The sequence below is a fragment of the Marinomonas piezotolerans genome (genome assembly GCF_003362755.1).
In the GTDB taxonomy this organism is placed as follows: Bacteria; Pseudomonadota; Gammaproteobacteria; order Pseudomonadales; family Marinomonadaceae; genus Marinomonas; species Marinomonas piezotolerans.
Genome location: NZ_QKRA01000002.1, coordinates 377260 through 392111 on the forward strand (window position 1 = coordinate 377260; position 14852 = coordinate 392111).

Annotated in this window: 15 protein-coding genes; 13 read left to right on the top strand and 2 right to left on the bottom strand. The window is 48.5% G+C overall.

Annotated elements, in window-relative coordinates; all coding sequences use genetic code 11:
* The first annotated feature begins 27 nt into the window (after positions 1–27).
* From mmsA to DN730_RS05765, 7 genes are read left to right on the top strand one after another with little or no spacing between them, the layout of a single operon-like run.
* The gene (mmsA, locus tag DN730_RS05735; RefSeq protein ID WP_115467148.1) at positions 28–1551 is read left to right on the top strand and encodes a multiple monosaccharide ABC transporter ATP-binding protein; all 1524 of its coding nucleotides are present in this window, start codon (positions 28–30) and stop codon (positions 1549–1551) included.
* A gap of 12 nt (positions 1552–1563) precedes the next feature.
* Positions 1564–2775, top strand: coding sequence for a multiple monosaccharide ABC transporter permease (gene mmsB, locus DN730_RS05740; protein WP_115467149.1), 1212 nt, complete (start codon positions 1564–1566; stop codon positions 2773–2775).
* A gap of 15 nt (positions 2776–2790) precedes the next feature.
* Entirely contained in the window at positions 2791–3756 is a 966-nt protein-coding gene (gene araD1, locus DN730_RS05745; RefSeq protein ID WP_115467150.1) for an AraD1 family protein, read from the top strand.
* Entirely contained in the window at positions 3753–4517 is a 765-nt protein-coding gene (locus DN730_RS05750; protein WP_115467151.1) for an SDR family NAD(P)-dependent oxidoreductase, read from the top strand. The genes araD1 and DN730_RS05750 overlap by 4 nt, the downstream gene beginning before the upstream one ends.
* Positions 4514–6259: an L-arabinonate dehydratase gene (gene araD / locus DN730_RS05755; protein ID WP_115467152.1), complete on the top strand. Its 1746-nt coding sequence runs from the start codon at positions 4514–4516 to the stop codon at positions 6257–6259. The genes DN730_RS05750 and araD overlap by 4 nt, the downstream gene beginning before the upstream one ends.
* A 17-nt stretch (positions 6260–6276) precedes the next feature.
* Entirely contained in the window at positions 6277–7791 is a 1515-nt protein-coding gene (locus tag DN730_RS05760; RefSeq protein WP_115467153.1) for an aldehyde dehydrogenase (NADP(+)), read from the top strand.
* 60 nt (positions 7792–7851) lie between these two features.
* The gene (locus tag DN730_RS05765) at positions 7852–8733 is read left to right on the top strand and encodes an SMP-30/gluconolactonase/LRE family protein (RefSeq protein ID WP_115467154.1); all 882 of its coding nucleotides are present in this window, start codon (positions 7852–7854) and stop codon (positions 8731–8733) included.
* Positions 8734–8800: 67 nt separating this feature from the next.
* Here DN730_RS05765 and DN730_RS05770 read toward each other — a convergent pair whose 3' ends face one another.
* Positions 8801–9223, bottom strand: a complete 423-nt coding sequence (locus tag DN730_RS05770; RefSeq protein WP_115467155.1) for an organic hydroperoxide resistance protein — start codon at positions 9221–9223, stop codon at positions 8801–8803.
* Positions 9224–9345: 122 nt separating this feature from the next.
* The gene (locus DN730_RS05775; RefSeq protein ID WP_245957897.1) at positions 9346–9825 is read right to left on the bottom strand and encodes a MarR family winged helix-turn-helix transcriptional regulator; all 480 of its coding nucleotides are present in this window, start codon (positions 9823–9825) and stop codon (positions 9346–9348) included.
* A 63-nt stretch (positions 9826–9888) separates the two neighbouring features.
* Between DN730_RS05775 and DN730_RS05780 the strand changes: the two genes are divergently transcribed.
* The 6 genes from DN730_RS05780 to cyoB all read left to right on the top strand — a co-directional run bounded on the left by DN730_RS05780 (position 9889) and on the right by cyoB (position 14850).
* Complete coding sequence (locus DN730_RS05780; RefSeq protein WP_115467156.1) at positions 9889–10221, top strand: DMT family transporter; 333 nt, start codon at positions 9889–9891, stop codon at positions 10219–10221.
* A gap of 81 nt (positions 10222–10302) precedes the next feature.
* Positions 10303–10647 (top strand): DUF6404 family protein, encoded by a 345-nt coding sequence (locus tag DN730_RS05785; protein ID WP_115467157.1) that lies wholly within the window; start codon positions 10303–10305, stop codon positions 10645–10647.
* Between the two features lie 19 nt (positions 10648–10666).
* Positions 10667–11017, top strand: a complete 351-nt coding sequence (locus DN730_RS05790) for a putative quinol monooxygenase (RefSeq protein ID WP_115467158.1) — start codon at positions 10667–10669, stop codon at positions 11015–11017.
* A gap of 346 nt (positions 11018–11363) precedes the next feature.
* Positions 11364–11753, top strand: a complete 390-nt coding sequence (locus DN730_RS05795; protein WP_115467159.1) for a hypothetical protein — start codon at positions 11364–11366, stop codon at positions 11751–11753.
* Positions 11754–11911: 158 nt separating this feature from the next.
* Positions 11912–12874, top strand: coding sequence for a ubiquinol oxidase subunit II (gene cyoA / locus DN730_RS05800; protein WP_170139008.1), 963 nt, complete (start codon positions 11912–11914; stop codon positions 12872–12874).
* Positions 12874–14850: a cytochrome o ubiquinol oxidase subunit I gene (gene cyoB, locus DN730_RS05805; protein ID WP_115467160.1), complete on the top strand. Its 1977-nt coding sequence runs from the start codon at positions 12874–12876 to the stop codon at positions 14848–14850. The genes cyoA and cyoB overlap by 1 nt, the downstream gene beginning before the upstream one ends.
* The last annotated feature ends 2 nt before the right edge of the window (positions 14851–14852 follow it).

Consider the following 14852-nt stretch of genomic DNA (forward strand, 5'->3'; position numbering starts at 1 on the left):
ACGGTGCCACCTGCTCAGGGGATCGTCATGCAAAATGTAATCTTAGAAATGCGCGATATAACCAAAGAGTTTCCAGGTGTGAAAGCGCTGGATCGCGTAAATCTACAAGTCAAAAGTGGTGAAATCCATGCGTTAGTCGGTGAGAACGGCGCAGGGAAATCGACTCTGATGAAAGTGCTGAGTGGTGTGTACCCGCATGGCAGTTACAGTGGAGATATTCTCTTTGAAGGTAAGACAATGGCCTTCAACACCATTCGCGACAGTGAAGACCAAGGCATTATCATCATCCATCAAGAGCTCGCGCTCGTGCCGCTGCTTTCGATCGCTGAAAACCTTTTTTTGGGTAACGAAAATGTTGAGGGAGGCCGTATTAATTGGCCACATACCTTTTCTCGCACCCAAGAGTTATTGGCTAAGGTTGGCTTGAGTGAGTCCCCTTCTACTAAAGTGGGCAGCCTAGGTGTCGGCAAGCAACAGCTGATAGAGATCGCAAAAGCGTTAGCGAAAAAAGTCAAACTGCTCATTCTGGATGAACCGACGGCAGCGCTACAAGAAAACGACAGTGCCAAGTTATTAGATCTATTGTTGGAGTTTAAAGCTCAAGGCATCTCCTCAATCTTAATTACGCACAAGCTCAATGAAATCAGCCGAGTGGCGGATTCGATTACCGTCATTCGGGACGGCGCATCAGTTTCTACACTGGATTGTCGAGCGAATACCATCAGCGAAGCAGACATTATTCGAGACATGGTGGGACGAGACATGGCTAACCGCTACCCAAGTCGTGATGTGGCAATAGGGCAGCAGTTGATGTCGGTGTCTAACTGGAATGTTTGGCATCCCGTCAATAACGAGCGTCAGGTCGTTGAAAATATCCATTTTGATGTCTGCGCGGGAGAAGTCGTTGGCATTGCTGGCCTCATGGGGTCAGGTCGGACTGAGCTGGCGATGAGCATATTTGGCCAAAGCTACGGTAAAAATATTCAAGGTGAAGTCAAAATGCGTGGCGTGCCGATTGATGTATCGAGCGTTCCTAAGGCCATCAAAAGTGGTTTGGCGTATGTTACGGAAGACCGTAAAGAGCTTGGGCTTGTGCTGGATGAAAGCATAAAAATCAACACCACGATGGCAGCGCTAAACCGCGTGTCTGAGCGCGGTGTGATCAACAAATCGGAAGAGCATCAAGTCGCGGAAGAATATCGCAAAGCATTGCGTGTCCGCACGCCAAGCGTGTTGCAGACCGTCGGCAATTTGTCTGGCGGTAACCAACAAAAAGTGGTGTTGAGTAAATGGCTTTACTCGCAACCCGACGTATTGATTTTGGACGAGCCCACCCGCGGCATCGATGTCGGTGCCAAATTTGAAATCTACAGCATTATTAATGAGTTAGCGAAAGACGGTAAAGGCGTTTTGATGATTTCGTCAGAGATGCCGGAGTTGCTTGGCATGTGTGATCGCATTTACGTGATGAACGAAGGGCGATTCGAAGGCGTGTTGAATAAAGACGAAGCCAGCCAAGAAAAAATCATGTCAATGATCGTCAAGGCGTAACCGGAGAGAATCATGGAAACAACAAAAACAGAAAATCCAGCACAGAACGAGCCACCAAAAGCGCCGTCTTCAATGAGCTTTTTGAAAAACCACATGCGCGAATACGGCATGCTGTTGGCCTTGGTTGCCATCATGGCAATGTTCCAAATATTGACCGATGGCACGCTGATGCGCCCGGCAAACTTAACCAACCTATTTTTACAAAACAGCTACATCATTATCATGGCGATCGGCATGCTACTGGTGATTGTCGCTGGGCACATCGACTTATCGGTCGGCTCGGTGGTGGGCTTCATTGGCGCGTTAGCAGCGGTCATGTCGGTCAATTACGATTTACCTACCGTACTGGTCGTCCCTGTATGTCTATTGATGGGGCTACTCATTGGCGCAGCACAAGGCTACTGGGTGGCGTATTGGAAGATACCGTCTTTCATTGTGACATTGGCTGGCATGCTGATCTTTCGAGGTTTGACGCTGGCATTACTTGAAGGCCAGTCTGTCGGGCCATTCCCACGATCGTTCCAGCTATTAAGTACTGGCTTTATCCCCGATGTGTTTGGTGTCGGTCGTCCAAACATCACTGCGATGGTGTTGGGTATTTTTGCGGCTGTTGCCATCATCTTTTTGGCAGCACGTCAGCGAGCGCAAGCCTTGCGCTACGGTATTCAAGATGAACCCTTTGCGTTCTTCTTCGTTAAAAACGCGCTGGTTGCTGTGGCACTGATTTACATCTCCTACTTATTAGCGACATACCGCGGCCTACCAAACGTATTGATTACGATGGCGGTGCTGGTAGCGGTGTACACCTTTATCACCAACTCCACCACCATAGGTCGTCGCGTTTATGCGGTTGGGGGCAATGAAAAAGCGGCTAAATTATCCGGTATTAATACCGAGCGTTTAACCTTCTTTACCTTTGCCAACATGGGCATGCTGGCGGCGTTGGCAGGTCTTATCTTTGCTGCCCGATTAAATACAGCAACGCCGAAAGCAGGTTTTGCATTCGAGCTTGATGTCATCGCCGCCGTCTTTATCGGTGGTGCTTCCATGACCGGTGGTGTGGGTAAAGTCATCGGTGCTGTCGTGGGCGCATTGATTATGGGAGTTATGAACAACGGAATGTCGATTCTTGGTGTTGGGATTGATTGGCAACAAGTGATTAAGGGTGCCGTCCTACTCGCAGCCGTTATTTTCGACGTATACAACAAGCGTAAAGCGCGATAATTAGGAGTCATCATCATGCATTTATCTCAACATAAAAACGGTGGCGTGATTTGCCGCAACGATCAAACAGCTCAGTGGGTGAATAACGCGGAGACTGTTTATGGGCTCGCACTAGACGCTATTGAAAACGGAATGAGTCTGGCTCAGCTAATTGAGCAGAAAGGGTTGGGCGAAGAAGTCGACCTAGCAGGTCTGTATGCAAACGGCGAGCTGGATTGTCCGGTACGACATCCTGATCCAGCCCATACATATTTAACCGGTACAGGGCTGACGCACCTAGGTTCTGCATCAACGCGCAATGCGATGCACGGTAACAGTGATGATCTGACTGACTCAATGAAAATCTTCCAAATGGGGGTTGAACATGGCAAGCCAGCAGACGGTGAAGAGGGTGTGCAGCCAGAATGGTTCTACAAGGGCAGTGGCGCGGGAATCGTGCCTCCAGGAGAAGCGCTGCCTTCCCCAGCATTTGCTCTAGATGGCGGTGAAGAGCCAGAAATCGCGGGCTTCTATTTGATTGGTAAAGATGGGCAAGTGCATCGCATTGGCTACACCTTAGCGAATGAATTTTCAGATCATATTACCGAGAAGCAAAACTATTTGTATCTAGCGCATTCGAAGTTGCGTCCAGCGTCCTTTGGCCCTGAATTGTTAGTTGGTGAATTACCTGCTCACATTGAAGGTCACTCCAAGATTGAGCGCGACGGTGCGGCTTTATGGGGCAAAGACTTTTTATCTGGCGAAGATAACATGTCTCACAGCTTCCGCAATTTAGAACACCATCATTTTAAGTACGGATTGTTCCGTCAGCCGGGCGACCTTCATGTCCATATGTTCGGGACTGCGACCTTGTCCTTCGCCGATCAGATCAGTGCACAAGCTGGAGATGTATTTGAAATTTCATCGCCAACGTTCGGATTGCCGTTGCGCAATGCTCTCGCGGTAGAAGAGGCACTGGACACCAAAGTGAGCGTGTTATGAGCCAAGCAGCGGTGTATCCAGACCTGAATGGACGTACGGTGTTTATTTCCGGTGGTGCGACGGGCATCGGGGAAGCGATTGTTACGGCGTTTGCGCAGCAAGGTGCCAATACGGCCTTTATTGATTTAGATCGCGAAGCAGGAGAAGCGCTTGCGGGTGCTTTGCGGGAACAAGGTCACAATGTGTGGTTTCGCGCCTGTGATGTCACCGATACCAGCGCTTACCAAGCAGTGATCCATGATGCAGCGAAAGAGCTAGGGCTGATTTCTGTATTACTGAATAACGCCGCAAACGATGTGCGCCATTCGCTGGATTCGCTTTCCGAAGACCGCTTTGACAGCTTAGTCGGAGTTAATCTTAAACACGCTATGTTTGCCGCCCAAGCGGTCACTCCGATGATGAAAGAGCTGGGCGGCGGATCGATTGTTAATTTTGGCTCTGTTGGTTGGATGATGGCGTCTGCAGGTTATCCCACGTATGCCGCCTGCAAGGCAGCAATGCATGGACTAACCCGAGGGTTGGCGAGGGATCTAGGCAGTGATCACATACGAGTGAACACCTTGGTGCCGGGTTGGGTCATGACTGAGAAACAGCTCAAGCTATGGGTCGATGACGCCGCCAAAGAAAAAATCAAGCAGAGTCAGTGTCTTGCAGGTTCTGTACTTCCTGAACACATTGCCAATATGGCTCTATTTCTCGGGTCTGATGCATCACGTATGTGTTCGGCTCAAAACTTTATTGTTGATGGAGGTTGGGTATGAGCCAATTTACACCGAAACCTTGGCCCCGCAAGTTACGTTCCACGGAATGGTTTGGCGGTACCTCACGAGATCATATTTATCACCGCAGCTGGATGAAAAACCAAGGTCTGCCTGCGGATCTGTTCGATGGCCGCCCTGTGATCGGCATCTGTAACACTTGGTCGCAACTGACGCCTTGTAATGCACATTTGCGAGACCTTGCGGATCGAGTTAAGCATGGTATTTATGAAGCGGGCGGGTTACCGCTGGAGTTCCCCGTGTTTTCTGTGGGTGAAAGCTCACTTCGCCCGACGGCGATGATGTATCGCAACATGGCGGCGATGGATGTAGAAGAAGCATTACGTGCTAATCCATTGGATGGCGTTGTGCTCTTAGCTGGCTGTGATAAAACGACACCTGCGCTGATTATGGGGGCATGCAGCGTCGATATTCCTTCAATTGTCGTCTCTGGTGGCCCAATGCTTAACGGCTATTTCCGCGGTGAGCGGGTGGGGTCAGGCACTGCGCTTTGGCAAATGTCGGAAGACATAAAAGCAGGCAAAATGACTCAAGAAGACTTCCTCGAAGCGGAACAGTCGATGTCACGTTCGCCAGGCTCCTGTAACACCATGGGAACGGCGTCATCGATGGCGTCTATGGCGGAAGCATTAGGCATGGCGCTATCAGGTAATGCGGCCATTCCAGCGGTGGACAGTCGCCGTCGAGTTATGGCGCATCTGACTGGCCGTCGTATCGTCGATATGGTGAAAGATGATTTAAAACCGTCTGACATATTGACCCGCGAGGCATTTGAAAATGCGATTCGCGTGAATGGTGCGATCGGTGGTTCGACCAATGCGGTGATCCATTTATTAGCGATTGCAGGACGCGTTGGCGTGGACCTCACACTCGACGATTGGGATAAGCTGGGCCAAGAAATTGCCACCATCGTGAACCTGATGCCATCGGGTAAGTACTTGATGGAAGAGTTCTTTTACGCTGGCGGCCTACCTGTGGTTATTAAACAATTGGCCGAAGCCGGTAAACTGCACAAAGATGTGATAACGGTATCAGGGACCAGTGTGTGGGACGAAGTTAAAGATGTGCGTAACAGCAATCCTGATGTGATTTTGCCAGTGGAAAAAGCACTAACCCAGCAAGGCGGCATTGCCGTGTTGAAAGGAAATTTGGCTCCACAAGGCGCGGTGTTAAAGCCTTCCGCAGCGTCTGAACACCTACTTCAGCATCGCGGTCGAGCAGTGGTCTTTGAAGATATCGATGATTATAAAGCGAAGATCAATGACGAAGCACTCGACATCGACGAGCATTGCATCATGGTGTTGAAAAACTGTGGTCCGAAAGGCTATCCAGGTATGGCTGAAGTGGGCAATATGGGGTTACCACCTAAAGTGTTGCGCAAAGGCATTAAAGACATGGTGCGTATCTCGGACGCACGCATGTCGGGTACGGCTTACGGCACGGTTGTGTTGCATACGACGCCAGAGGCCGCTGCTGGTGGGCCGCTCGCAGTGGTACAAAATGGCGATATGATTGAGCTGGATGTTGCGGGGCGTCGTTTGCATCTTGATATTCCCGAGGCAGAGCTAGAAGCGCGTTTGGCTGCATGGAAATCCAGCATAGAAGCGCCAAAAGCAGGTTACATCAAACTGTTCCATGATCATGTCCAAGGCGCTGATACGGGCGCGGATTTTGATTTCCTAAAAGGGTGCCGTGGCGCGGCGGTACCGAAAGACAGTCATTAATACATTGAGGAGTCTATATGTTAACGGGAAAACACCTGATCGCAGGACAATGGATCGAAGCGGATAAAACATTTCGTTCAGCCACAATTAATCAAACCGATGCTGATTTCGCCGTTGGCCGAGTCAGTGATGTTGCCAATGCGGTGACGGCAGCGGAGCAGGCGTTTGAGACCTATGGCTATACCTCACGCACAGTGCGCGCTGAATTTTTAAACAAAATCGCCGACGAAATTGATGTCTTGGGTGATGAAATAACCGCAGTAGGGTGTGCTGAGACAGGCTTGCCAGAAGCGCGTTTGGTCGGTGAACGTGGTCGCACAACTGGGCAACTGCGTCTGTTTGCACAGCACATTTTAGACGGTGAGTATTTAGATCGTCGTCATGATGGCGCACTACCCGATCGTCAGCCTCTGCCGCGTGCGGATTTGCGAATGATTCAGCGCCCTATTGGCCCAGTTGCTGTATTTGGCGCATCTAACTTTCCATTAGCATTTTCAACTGCGGGTGGCGATACCGCAGCGGCCCTTGCAGCAGGTTGTCCTGTGGTTGTGAAAGGCCACTCTGCCCATCCAGGGACCGGTGAGCTGGTTGCACAAGCCATAGATAAAGCCATCATAGCCTGCGGTTTACCAGCAGGTGTATTCTCTCTGATTCAAGGTGGTAATCGTGATGTCGGGACAGCGCTCGTACAGCACCCTTTGATTAAAGCGGTAGGTTTTACGGGCAGCTTGGGCGGCGGCCGTGCCTTGTTTGATTTGTGTGCTGCTCGTCCTGAGCCGATTCCATTCTTCGGCGAGCTGGGGTCTGTGAATCCGATGTTTGTGATGCCGAATAAACTGGCAGCAGACACCGAGACGCTGGGTGCTGGTTGGGCCCAGTCGTTGACGATGGGGGCGGGTCAATTCTGTACCAATCCAGGGATCGCAGTGACTGTCGCTGGGGCAAGCAGTGCAGCTTTTATTGAACAAGCGTCCAAAGCGCTATCGGATGTGCAAGCGCAAGCGATGTTAACTGACGGTATTGCCGATGCCTATCGAAGTGGTATTGCAACATTCGATGCCACACAGGCGGACCGAGTATTGCGTACAAAAGATGCGAGTGGCCGCAGCGCGTTACCGAATTTGTATCGTGTGTCTGCGCAAGATTGGTTGCAGAACCCTGCATTGCATCAAGAAGTCTTTGGCCCACTTGGTTTGGTCGTGGAAGCCGAAAGTGTGGAGCAAATGGTTGAGTTGGCACGTCATCTTGAGGGTCAATTAACGTGCACCGTGCATCTAAATGAAGACGATTACGATGCCGCCAAAGCCTTGTTGCCGGTACTTGAACGTAAAGCTGGACGCGTCCTGGCCAACTCATTCCCAACTGGTGTAGAAGTCTGTGACAGTATGGTTCATGGAGGCCCCTACCCAGCATCGACAAACTTTGGTGCGACCTCCGTTGGAACCTTGTCGATTCGTCGCTTCTTACGCCCCGTCTGTTACCAAGGGATTCCTGAAGCATTGTTGCCCGCGGATTTAATGGATCTTTCTTAATAGACCTGTCGCCTCAGAACACCTTAGATTTATGTGTTGTGAGGCGTACTGGAGGGAAATATGGCGTTTCAATCGATTAGTCCAGAGCGACATCAGCTTGCTGAGGGGCCTTTTTGGTGTGATCGAAGTCGAACTTTGTATTGGGTCGATATTCCCGCACACAAAATATGGTCTTGGCGTTATGGCACCGATCGTTACGAGCAATGGCGTATGCCGGAGAAAGTATCCGCAGTTTTTACCACCGACATTGCTGACACGTTAGTCGTGGTGTTGGCGAGTCGTGTTGCACGGTTTGATACGGTGACTGAAACGTTAACTGATGTGTGCATGTTAGACGAAGATCGACCTAACAATAGAGGAAATGACGCAAAAGTTGCGCCAGATGGCTCGTTGTGGGTTGGCACGATGGATGACAAGGAAGAGCAAGCCTGTGGTCGCTTGTGGCGCATCACAGCCGATGGCAAGAAAACCATGTTGCTGGATAACGTTGGTATTGCAAACACCTTTGCATGGGATGAAGATCGTCAATGCATGTACTTTGCAGATTCTATGAAAGGGCAAATACACCGTTATCCATATCCTCTATTTAAAGACGTGCGTGACCAAGCTCCCTTTGCCGTTGCACAGCAAGGCAGTGGACCCGATGGTTCAGCGTTGGATGATGACAAGGCGTTGTGGAATGCGCAGTGGGATGGGCAACGAATTGTTCGATATCTTTCAGATGGAACGATTGAAAGAGTGCTTGAACTGCCGTTTAAGCGGCCAACCAGCTGTACCTTTGGTGGGCCTAATCGCAAGACGTTGTTCATTACATCGGCCAGTGTGGGACTCGAATCGCAGCTAGCAGAGCAGCCACTGGCTGGGCACGTTGTAGCGATTGAGACAGATGTCTCTGGGCCGCCAAGTCAGCCTTTTCGATTGACCAATAAAACCGGTCAATGAACAAGCCCCCAATAATTGGACATAGCAATTATTGGGGGCTTTTTAACGATCAAACCTTGATGAAGGATTAAGAAACGTTAAGACCGACACGGATGTTGCCACGTGTTGCGTTTGAATAAGGGCAGACTTCGTGCGCCTTTTCAACTAACGGTTGTAACACGTCTTTTTCAATGCCTTCTACGCTAACATCCAAATCGACGTCGATGGCGAACCCTGCACCGTTAGGGTTTGGGCCAATACCCACTTTTGCAGTGATGCTCGGATCATTAGGAAATTTTACTTTCTCTTGAGAGGCGACAAGCTTAAGTGCACCGATGAAGCACGCTGAGTACCCCGCTGCAAACAGTTGCTCTGGGTTAGTACCGTCACCGCCAGCACCACCAAGCTCTTTTGGTGTGCTCAGTTTTAAATCAAGTGTGTTGTCAGAGGTAACGGAGCGACCATCTCGGCCACCTGTTGAGGTTGCTTGTGCGGTGTATAGGATTTCCATAAAAGCTCCTTCAATATTTGTGTTGATATATAGTTATCGCAATAACTGTATAATTAAAAATAAAGGCCTGATGGCCTTGTGTCGTTATTAAAGTTAGCGCAATAACTATATTTGCGCAAGGGCTAGTCGGTATTTGCGTGGAGATTCTTCCGCAATGTATCGAGTTTTTCTTTGAGTTCGATGAGTTCTGTGATGTCGATAGCGCAGGCCTCGAGCAGGCATTGCTGTATTTCTAAACCTTGCTCACGTAGCATATTGCCTGCAGGCGTCAGTTGGATTGACAGTGCACGTATATCAGAGCTATCACGTACTCGTTGCACTCGACCTTCCGCCTCTAGGCGTTTAATGACGGGCGTTAGAGCACCAGATTTCTGACCGAGTCGACGTCCTATTTCTTGTAGTTGTAAGCCGTCTTGTTCCCATAAAATCAACATGACCAAATATTGGGGATAGGTCAATCCAAGTGGATCGAGTAGGGGCTTGTAGGTTTGTGTCATAGCTAAAGAGGCTGAGTAAAGAGAGAAACACAGCTGATTATCTAGCGCGAGAGGATTTTGGTTGGCCATAGCGGTCCCAAGGTTGGTGTATCTAATTAAAAGCATACCGCAAAGCCCTTTGACGCCAAAGGGCAGAGTAACGACTATCGACTTCAGAGGGTGAATTTTATGAAAACATGGATCATTTTGTTTGTGGCAATTCTTTCTGAAGTCATTGCGACGTCCGCTCTCAAAGCAAGTGATGGATTTACGAAATTGGGGCCAAGTGTATTGGTGGTCATTGGCTATGCTTTGGCATTCTATTTTTTGTCGCTCGCGTTAAAGGTTATGCCTGTCGGCATTGCCTACGCCATTTGGGCGGGATTAGGGATTGTTCTGACCGCCATTATTGGTTGGATAATGTTTGGGCAAAAGCTTGATTTAGCAGCTTTTTTGGGCATTGCTTTGATTCTATTAGGTGTCTTGGTAATCAATGTCTTTTCCGGTACCAACACCCTTTAATGTGAGGCTGTTATCACGACCGTTTTAAAGTAGGATATTGGAACAATATTCAGCCCTTTCTTGTTATTGAGGAGTGTTATCGTGTCTTTCGAAGAGCGCCTAGAAAAAGCGCATGCAGAGTTGCAAGCGCACAATGTGTGGCTGTCCAATTATAAGCCGCCAGCTTTCAGTTTATTGCGCTTGGTTGGTGTCAAAGTGCCACCGCCTTACTATATTGGATTTCACCTTAACGCGATCATCGCGTTTTGGTATTTTGCGATCATCATTTTTTTAGTGATGTATTTTGGTCTGTTGGGCAGTAATGATTCGCTTAGTTCTGCAATGGATAAAGCAGCCGTTTGGGGAGTGATATACGGCTTAGGCATGGCAATATTTTACGCAGTTCGCCGCAAAAAATTGAAGTTAAGTGATTGGCACTCATTGTAAATTAATCTAGGAGATTAGCATGTCGAGCAAAGTTTACTGTGTGGCGCAGTTTTTACCCAAAGAAGGGCAAGAAAAGGCGTTGTTTCGTGTTTTGCAAAGTCTTGAGCCGAATACTCTTCGCGAAGATGGGTGTATCGCGTATCGCGTGACCCGCCATATCAGCAGCCCATTTGCTGAAGGGACGAGTTTCCCCATTGCATTTATGGAAACTTGGGCGGATATGGCATCGTTTGAAGCGCACTGCAAGCGTCAGCAGATAACGGAATTTTTTCAGACCTACTGCCAAGCAGAAGATGGCCTCGCAGCGGACTGGAACGTGTGCATATATACTGATGAACCGGAAGATTTTGATGCTCCCATGTTTGAATAACCGCCTCTAGGTGACCTTCTTTCGCACCGATATTGGAAGCTAATATTAAATAGAAAATACTTCTTAGCGACAGTGGATAACAGAGAGATCTTGGGTACTTGGCTAAAAAAAGCGGTATATGTAGATGAAACTTTTTCACGTTTTTCAGTAATGAGCTCTGAGAAATGTGCGATAAACGACGCTTTTAATGAAAATGTGGCAGGTTGGGCGTCTTTACCTTAAAATTTAGGTGGAGAGATTATGAATCTATGTGTACAATTTTCGGTCGAAATTCTGATTTAAGTCAAGATTGTTCATTTTGTGATCGATCTGAGTTTATCGTAGGTCAAAAAGTAGGTATCCGACTGTGAAAGTAGGGCACAACCACATCAACATGCTAGATGGCTTTGGCGAGCTAAGACAGCCTCTTCAGACGATGAAGTGGGTTGCTCGTTTGTACGCTTTTGTCTTCGCTGTTGTAATGGTAAACCTAATTATCTTTCCTTTGGGCGGTGCTTACGACCCAAGTGATTTCTTCCACACGGTCTTCAAAGACCTGCCGCTTGTCTCTATCTATGCCTTTTTCGGCATCATCAGCCTGTTTATGTTTGTTTACTGGATGCTTTGTTCGTCCAGTGAGCCATTCGTGTGGCCAACTTTGCGCCGCACTTACGCTAGACCGCCGCGTCAGTCGGTCCTTCGTCAAGCCTTGTACAGCACTGTTCTGGCTTGCCGTGCGCCCCCAGTTTCAGCTTAAAGAGTTTTGTAGATATATTTTAGCATTCTTACGAGTGTCGATTTATATCTCGTGCTCTGTGAGCGCGCAAAACTCCTCCGTTGGAAAACTTCCGGCTTAGCCGGCTTGAATCCTGTCATCGTTTTTGATGTCAGCCTACGTCAATCTAGGGTTAGAGGATGAATCTCTTGTTAACTCGTAACTTAAGTAAAGTCGCATTGGCAGCACTAGTAGCATTACTAGCTGGTTGTCAGGGTGGTGTGCTTGACCCGAAAGGACAAATTGGTGTGATGGAGAAGGAGCTGATTATTACAGCGACTGTCCTAATGCTGCTTGTCGTGGTTCCGGTTATTATCATGACACTTTACTTCGCATGGAAGTATCGCGAAGGTCGTGGTGAAGCTTACGAACCAAAATGGTCACACTCCACTAAAATTGAAACCGTGGTATGGGCGATTCCAATTATCATCATCGTGATTCTTGGTGTTATTACCTACAAATCAACGCATGCGTTGAACCCATACAAGCCAATTGAATCTGAAGAAGAGCCAATTACTGTCGAAGTGGTGTCTCTAAACTGGAAGTGGTTGTTTATTTACCCAGATCTTGGTATCGCAACGGTGAACGAGTTAGCGTTCCCAGCGAACGTTCCTTTGAACTTCAAGATTACGTCTGCCGGTACAATGAACTCATTCTTCATTCCACAGTTGGGATCTCAGATTTACTCAATGGCTGGCATGGAAACGAAACTTCACTTGATTGCCGATGAGCCAGGTACGTTTAAAGGTATTTCTGCAAACTACTCAGGCCATGGTTTTACAGGCATGAAGTTTGAAGCGATTGCTACGCCAACTCGCGAAGACTTCCAAGAGTGGGTTGAAATGGTTAAAGCTTCTGGCGAAGCGCTAACAACAGAGCGCTACGAAGAGCTTGTTGAACCGACTGAATACCACCCAGTAGAGTACTTCGGTACTGTGAAAGATGGTTTGTACTTCGACATCATCTGGGAATACATGGGAGATATGGGGCGTATCGATTTCTACGGTAAGCCTGAATACGGTGCGCAGCTACCTGAGGGTGTCATTCTTCCCCAGCGTGAGCCAAAAAGCACTTCCCATGAAGCTGAGGAGGCCTCTCACTAATGAATCTTCTAGGTAAATTGTCTTGGGACGCGATCCCATATGACCCGATAGTCCTAGGTACCCTTGCTGTTGTAGCAGTTGGTGGCGCGGCATTGTTCGTGTTCATGACGCTGGCTAAAAAGTGGGGCTGGCTATGGCGTGAATGGTTAACGTCTGTTGACCATAAACGCTTGGGTATTATGTACATCATCCTAGCATTCGTAATGTTGATCCGTGGTTTTGCGGACGCCATTATGATGCGGACGCAACTTGCGGTGGCGACAAATGGCTCGGAAGGGTACCTCCCTCCGCACCATTATGACCAAATCTTCACGGCACACGGTGTCATCATGATCATCTTTATGGCGATGCCATTTATGATTGGTTTGATGAACATTATTTTGCCTCTGCAGATTGGTGCTCGCGACGTTGCATTTCCATTCCTGAACAACCTATCTTTCTGGTTGGCTGTGTCGGGTGCCTTGCTAGTAAACATCTCTCTAGGTCTTGGTGAATTCGCGATGACAGGTTGGGTAGCTTATCCGCCATTGTCGGGACTTGAATTCAGTCCAGGGGTGGGTGTCGACTACTATATATGGGCGCTGCAGATATCCGGTATTGGTACAACGCTAACAGGCGTTAACTTCTTAGTGACAGTACTTAAGATGCGTGCGCCAGGTATGAAGTTGATGGACATGCCTATCTTTACTTGGACCTGTACTTGGGCCAACGTATTGATCGTTGCATCGTTCCCGATTCTGACTGCTGCGCTAGCCATGCTAACGCTTGACCGCTACTTGGATTTCCATTTCTTCACGAACGATGCCGGCGGGAACTCGATGATGTACATCAACTTGTTCTGGGCTTGGGGTCACCCTGAAGTATATATCCTTGTATTGCCTGCATTCGGTATCTTCTCTGAGATCGTTTCGACGTTCACTGGTAAGCGCTTGTTTGGTTACAAGTCGATGGTTTACGCATCGGGTGCGATTTCCATCCTTGGTTTCATCGTATGGTTGCACCACTTCTTTACGATGGGCTCGAGTGCAAGCGTCAACGCGTTCTTTGGTATCATGACGATGATCATCGCGATCCCGACGGGTGTGAAGCTATTCAACTGGTTATTCACCATGTACAAAGGGCGTATCCGCCTTGAAGTGCCTATGTTGTGGACCATTGGCTTCATTATCCTGTTCTCGATCGGTGGTATGACGGGCGTTCTTTTGGCTGTACCAGGTGCGGACTACGTGCTGCATAACAGCTTGTTCTTGATTGCTCACTTCCATAACACGATCATCGCAGGTGCGGTATTCGGTTACCTTGCAGGCTTTACTTTCTGGTTCCCGAAAGCAATGGGCTTCCATCTAGATCCTAAGTACGGAAAGATATCTTTCTGGTGCTGGTCTGTTGGTTTCTTGTTAGCGTTTATGCCACTTTATGTTCTTGGTTTCCTAGGTATGACTCGTCGTCTAAACCACACGGATAACCCAGACTGGAACATCTGGTTGTACATCGCAGCAGTCGGTGCGTTCGTTATTGCAATTGGTATCGCAGCTCAGTTTGTTCAACTGTTCCTTGGCTTTAAGAACAAAGACAAGAACTTGGACAAAACAGGTGACCCATGGAATGGTCACACTCTTGAATGGTCATTGGCATCTCCTCCACAGTTCTACAACTTTGCGAAGATTCCGCATGTTGAAGACATTGATGCGTTCACTGACATGAAAGAGAAAGGCACTGCGTACCAGCGTCACGCGAGCTACGAGCCTATCCACATGCCAAGCAACACCAATGCAGGTCCAATCATGGGTCTATTAGCGACAGCTTTAGGCTTTGCTTTGATCTGGCATATCTGGTGGTTAGCGGGTGCAAGCTTCATCGGCTTGATCGTTGCCTTTATCTGTCGTGCGTACGCAAGTAATACTGATTACTACGTACAGCCTGATGAAGTAGCACGTATCGAGAATGAACACTTAGATAACGTGGCGAAGGGGTAATC

What these genes read in the sequence shown, in the direction of transcription:
- mmsA (WP_115467148.1), top strand. Translation starts at nt 28, where the DNA reads ATGCAAAATGTAATCTTAGAAATGCGCGATATAACCAAAGAGTTTCCA.
- mmsB (WP_115467149.1), top strand. Translation starts at nt 1,564, where the DNA reads ATGGAAACAACAAAAACAGAAAATCCAGCACAGAACGAGCCACCAAAA.
- araD1 (WP_115467150.1), top strand. Translation starts at nt 2,791, where the DNA reads ATGCATTTATCTCAACATAAAAACGGTGGCGTGATTTGCCGCAACGAT.
- DN730_RS05750 (WP_115467151.1), top strand. Translation starts at nt 3,753, where the DNA reads ATGAGCCAAGCAGCGGTGTATCCAGACCTGAATGGACGTACGGTGTTT.
- araD (WP_115467152.1), top strand. Translation starts at nt 4,514, where the DNA reads ATGAGCCAATTTACACCGAAACCTTGGCCCCGCAAGTTACGTTCCACG.
- DN730_RS05760 (WP_115467153.1), top strand. Translation starts at nt 6,277, where the DNA reads ATGTTAACGGGAAAACACCTGATCGCAGGACAATGGATCGAAGCGGAT.
- DN730_RS05765 (WP_115467154.1), top strand. Translation starts at nt 7,852, where the DNA reads ATGGCGTTTCAATCGATTAGTCCAGAGCGACATCAGCTTGCTGAGGGG.
- DN730_RS05770 (WP_115467155.1), bottom strand. Translation starts at nt 9,223, where the DNA reads ATGGAAATCCTATACACCGCACAAGCAACCTCAACAGGTGGCCGAGAT.
- DN730_RS05775 (WP_245957897.1), bottom strand. Translation starts at nt 9,825, where the DNA reads ATGCTTTTAATTAGATACACCAACCTTGGGACCGCTATGGCCAACCAA.
- DN730_RS05780 (WP_115467156.1), top strand. Translation starts at nt 9,889, where the DNA reads ATGAAAACATGGATCATTTTGTTTGTGGCAATTCTTTCTGAAGTCATT.
- DN730_RS05790 (WP_115467158.1), top strand. Translation starts at nt 10,667, where the DNA reads ATGTCGAGCAAAGTTTACTGTGTGGCGCAGTTTTTACCCAAAGAAGGG.
- cyoA (WP_170139008.1), top strand. Translation starts at nt 11,912, where the DNA reads ATGAATCTCTTGTTAACTCGTAACTTAAGTAAAGTCGCATTGGCAGCA.
- cyoB (WP_115467160.1), top strand. Translation starts at nt 12,874, where the DNA reads ATGAATCTTCTAGGTAAATTGTCTTGGGACGCGATCCCATATGACCCG.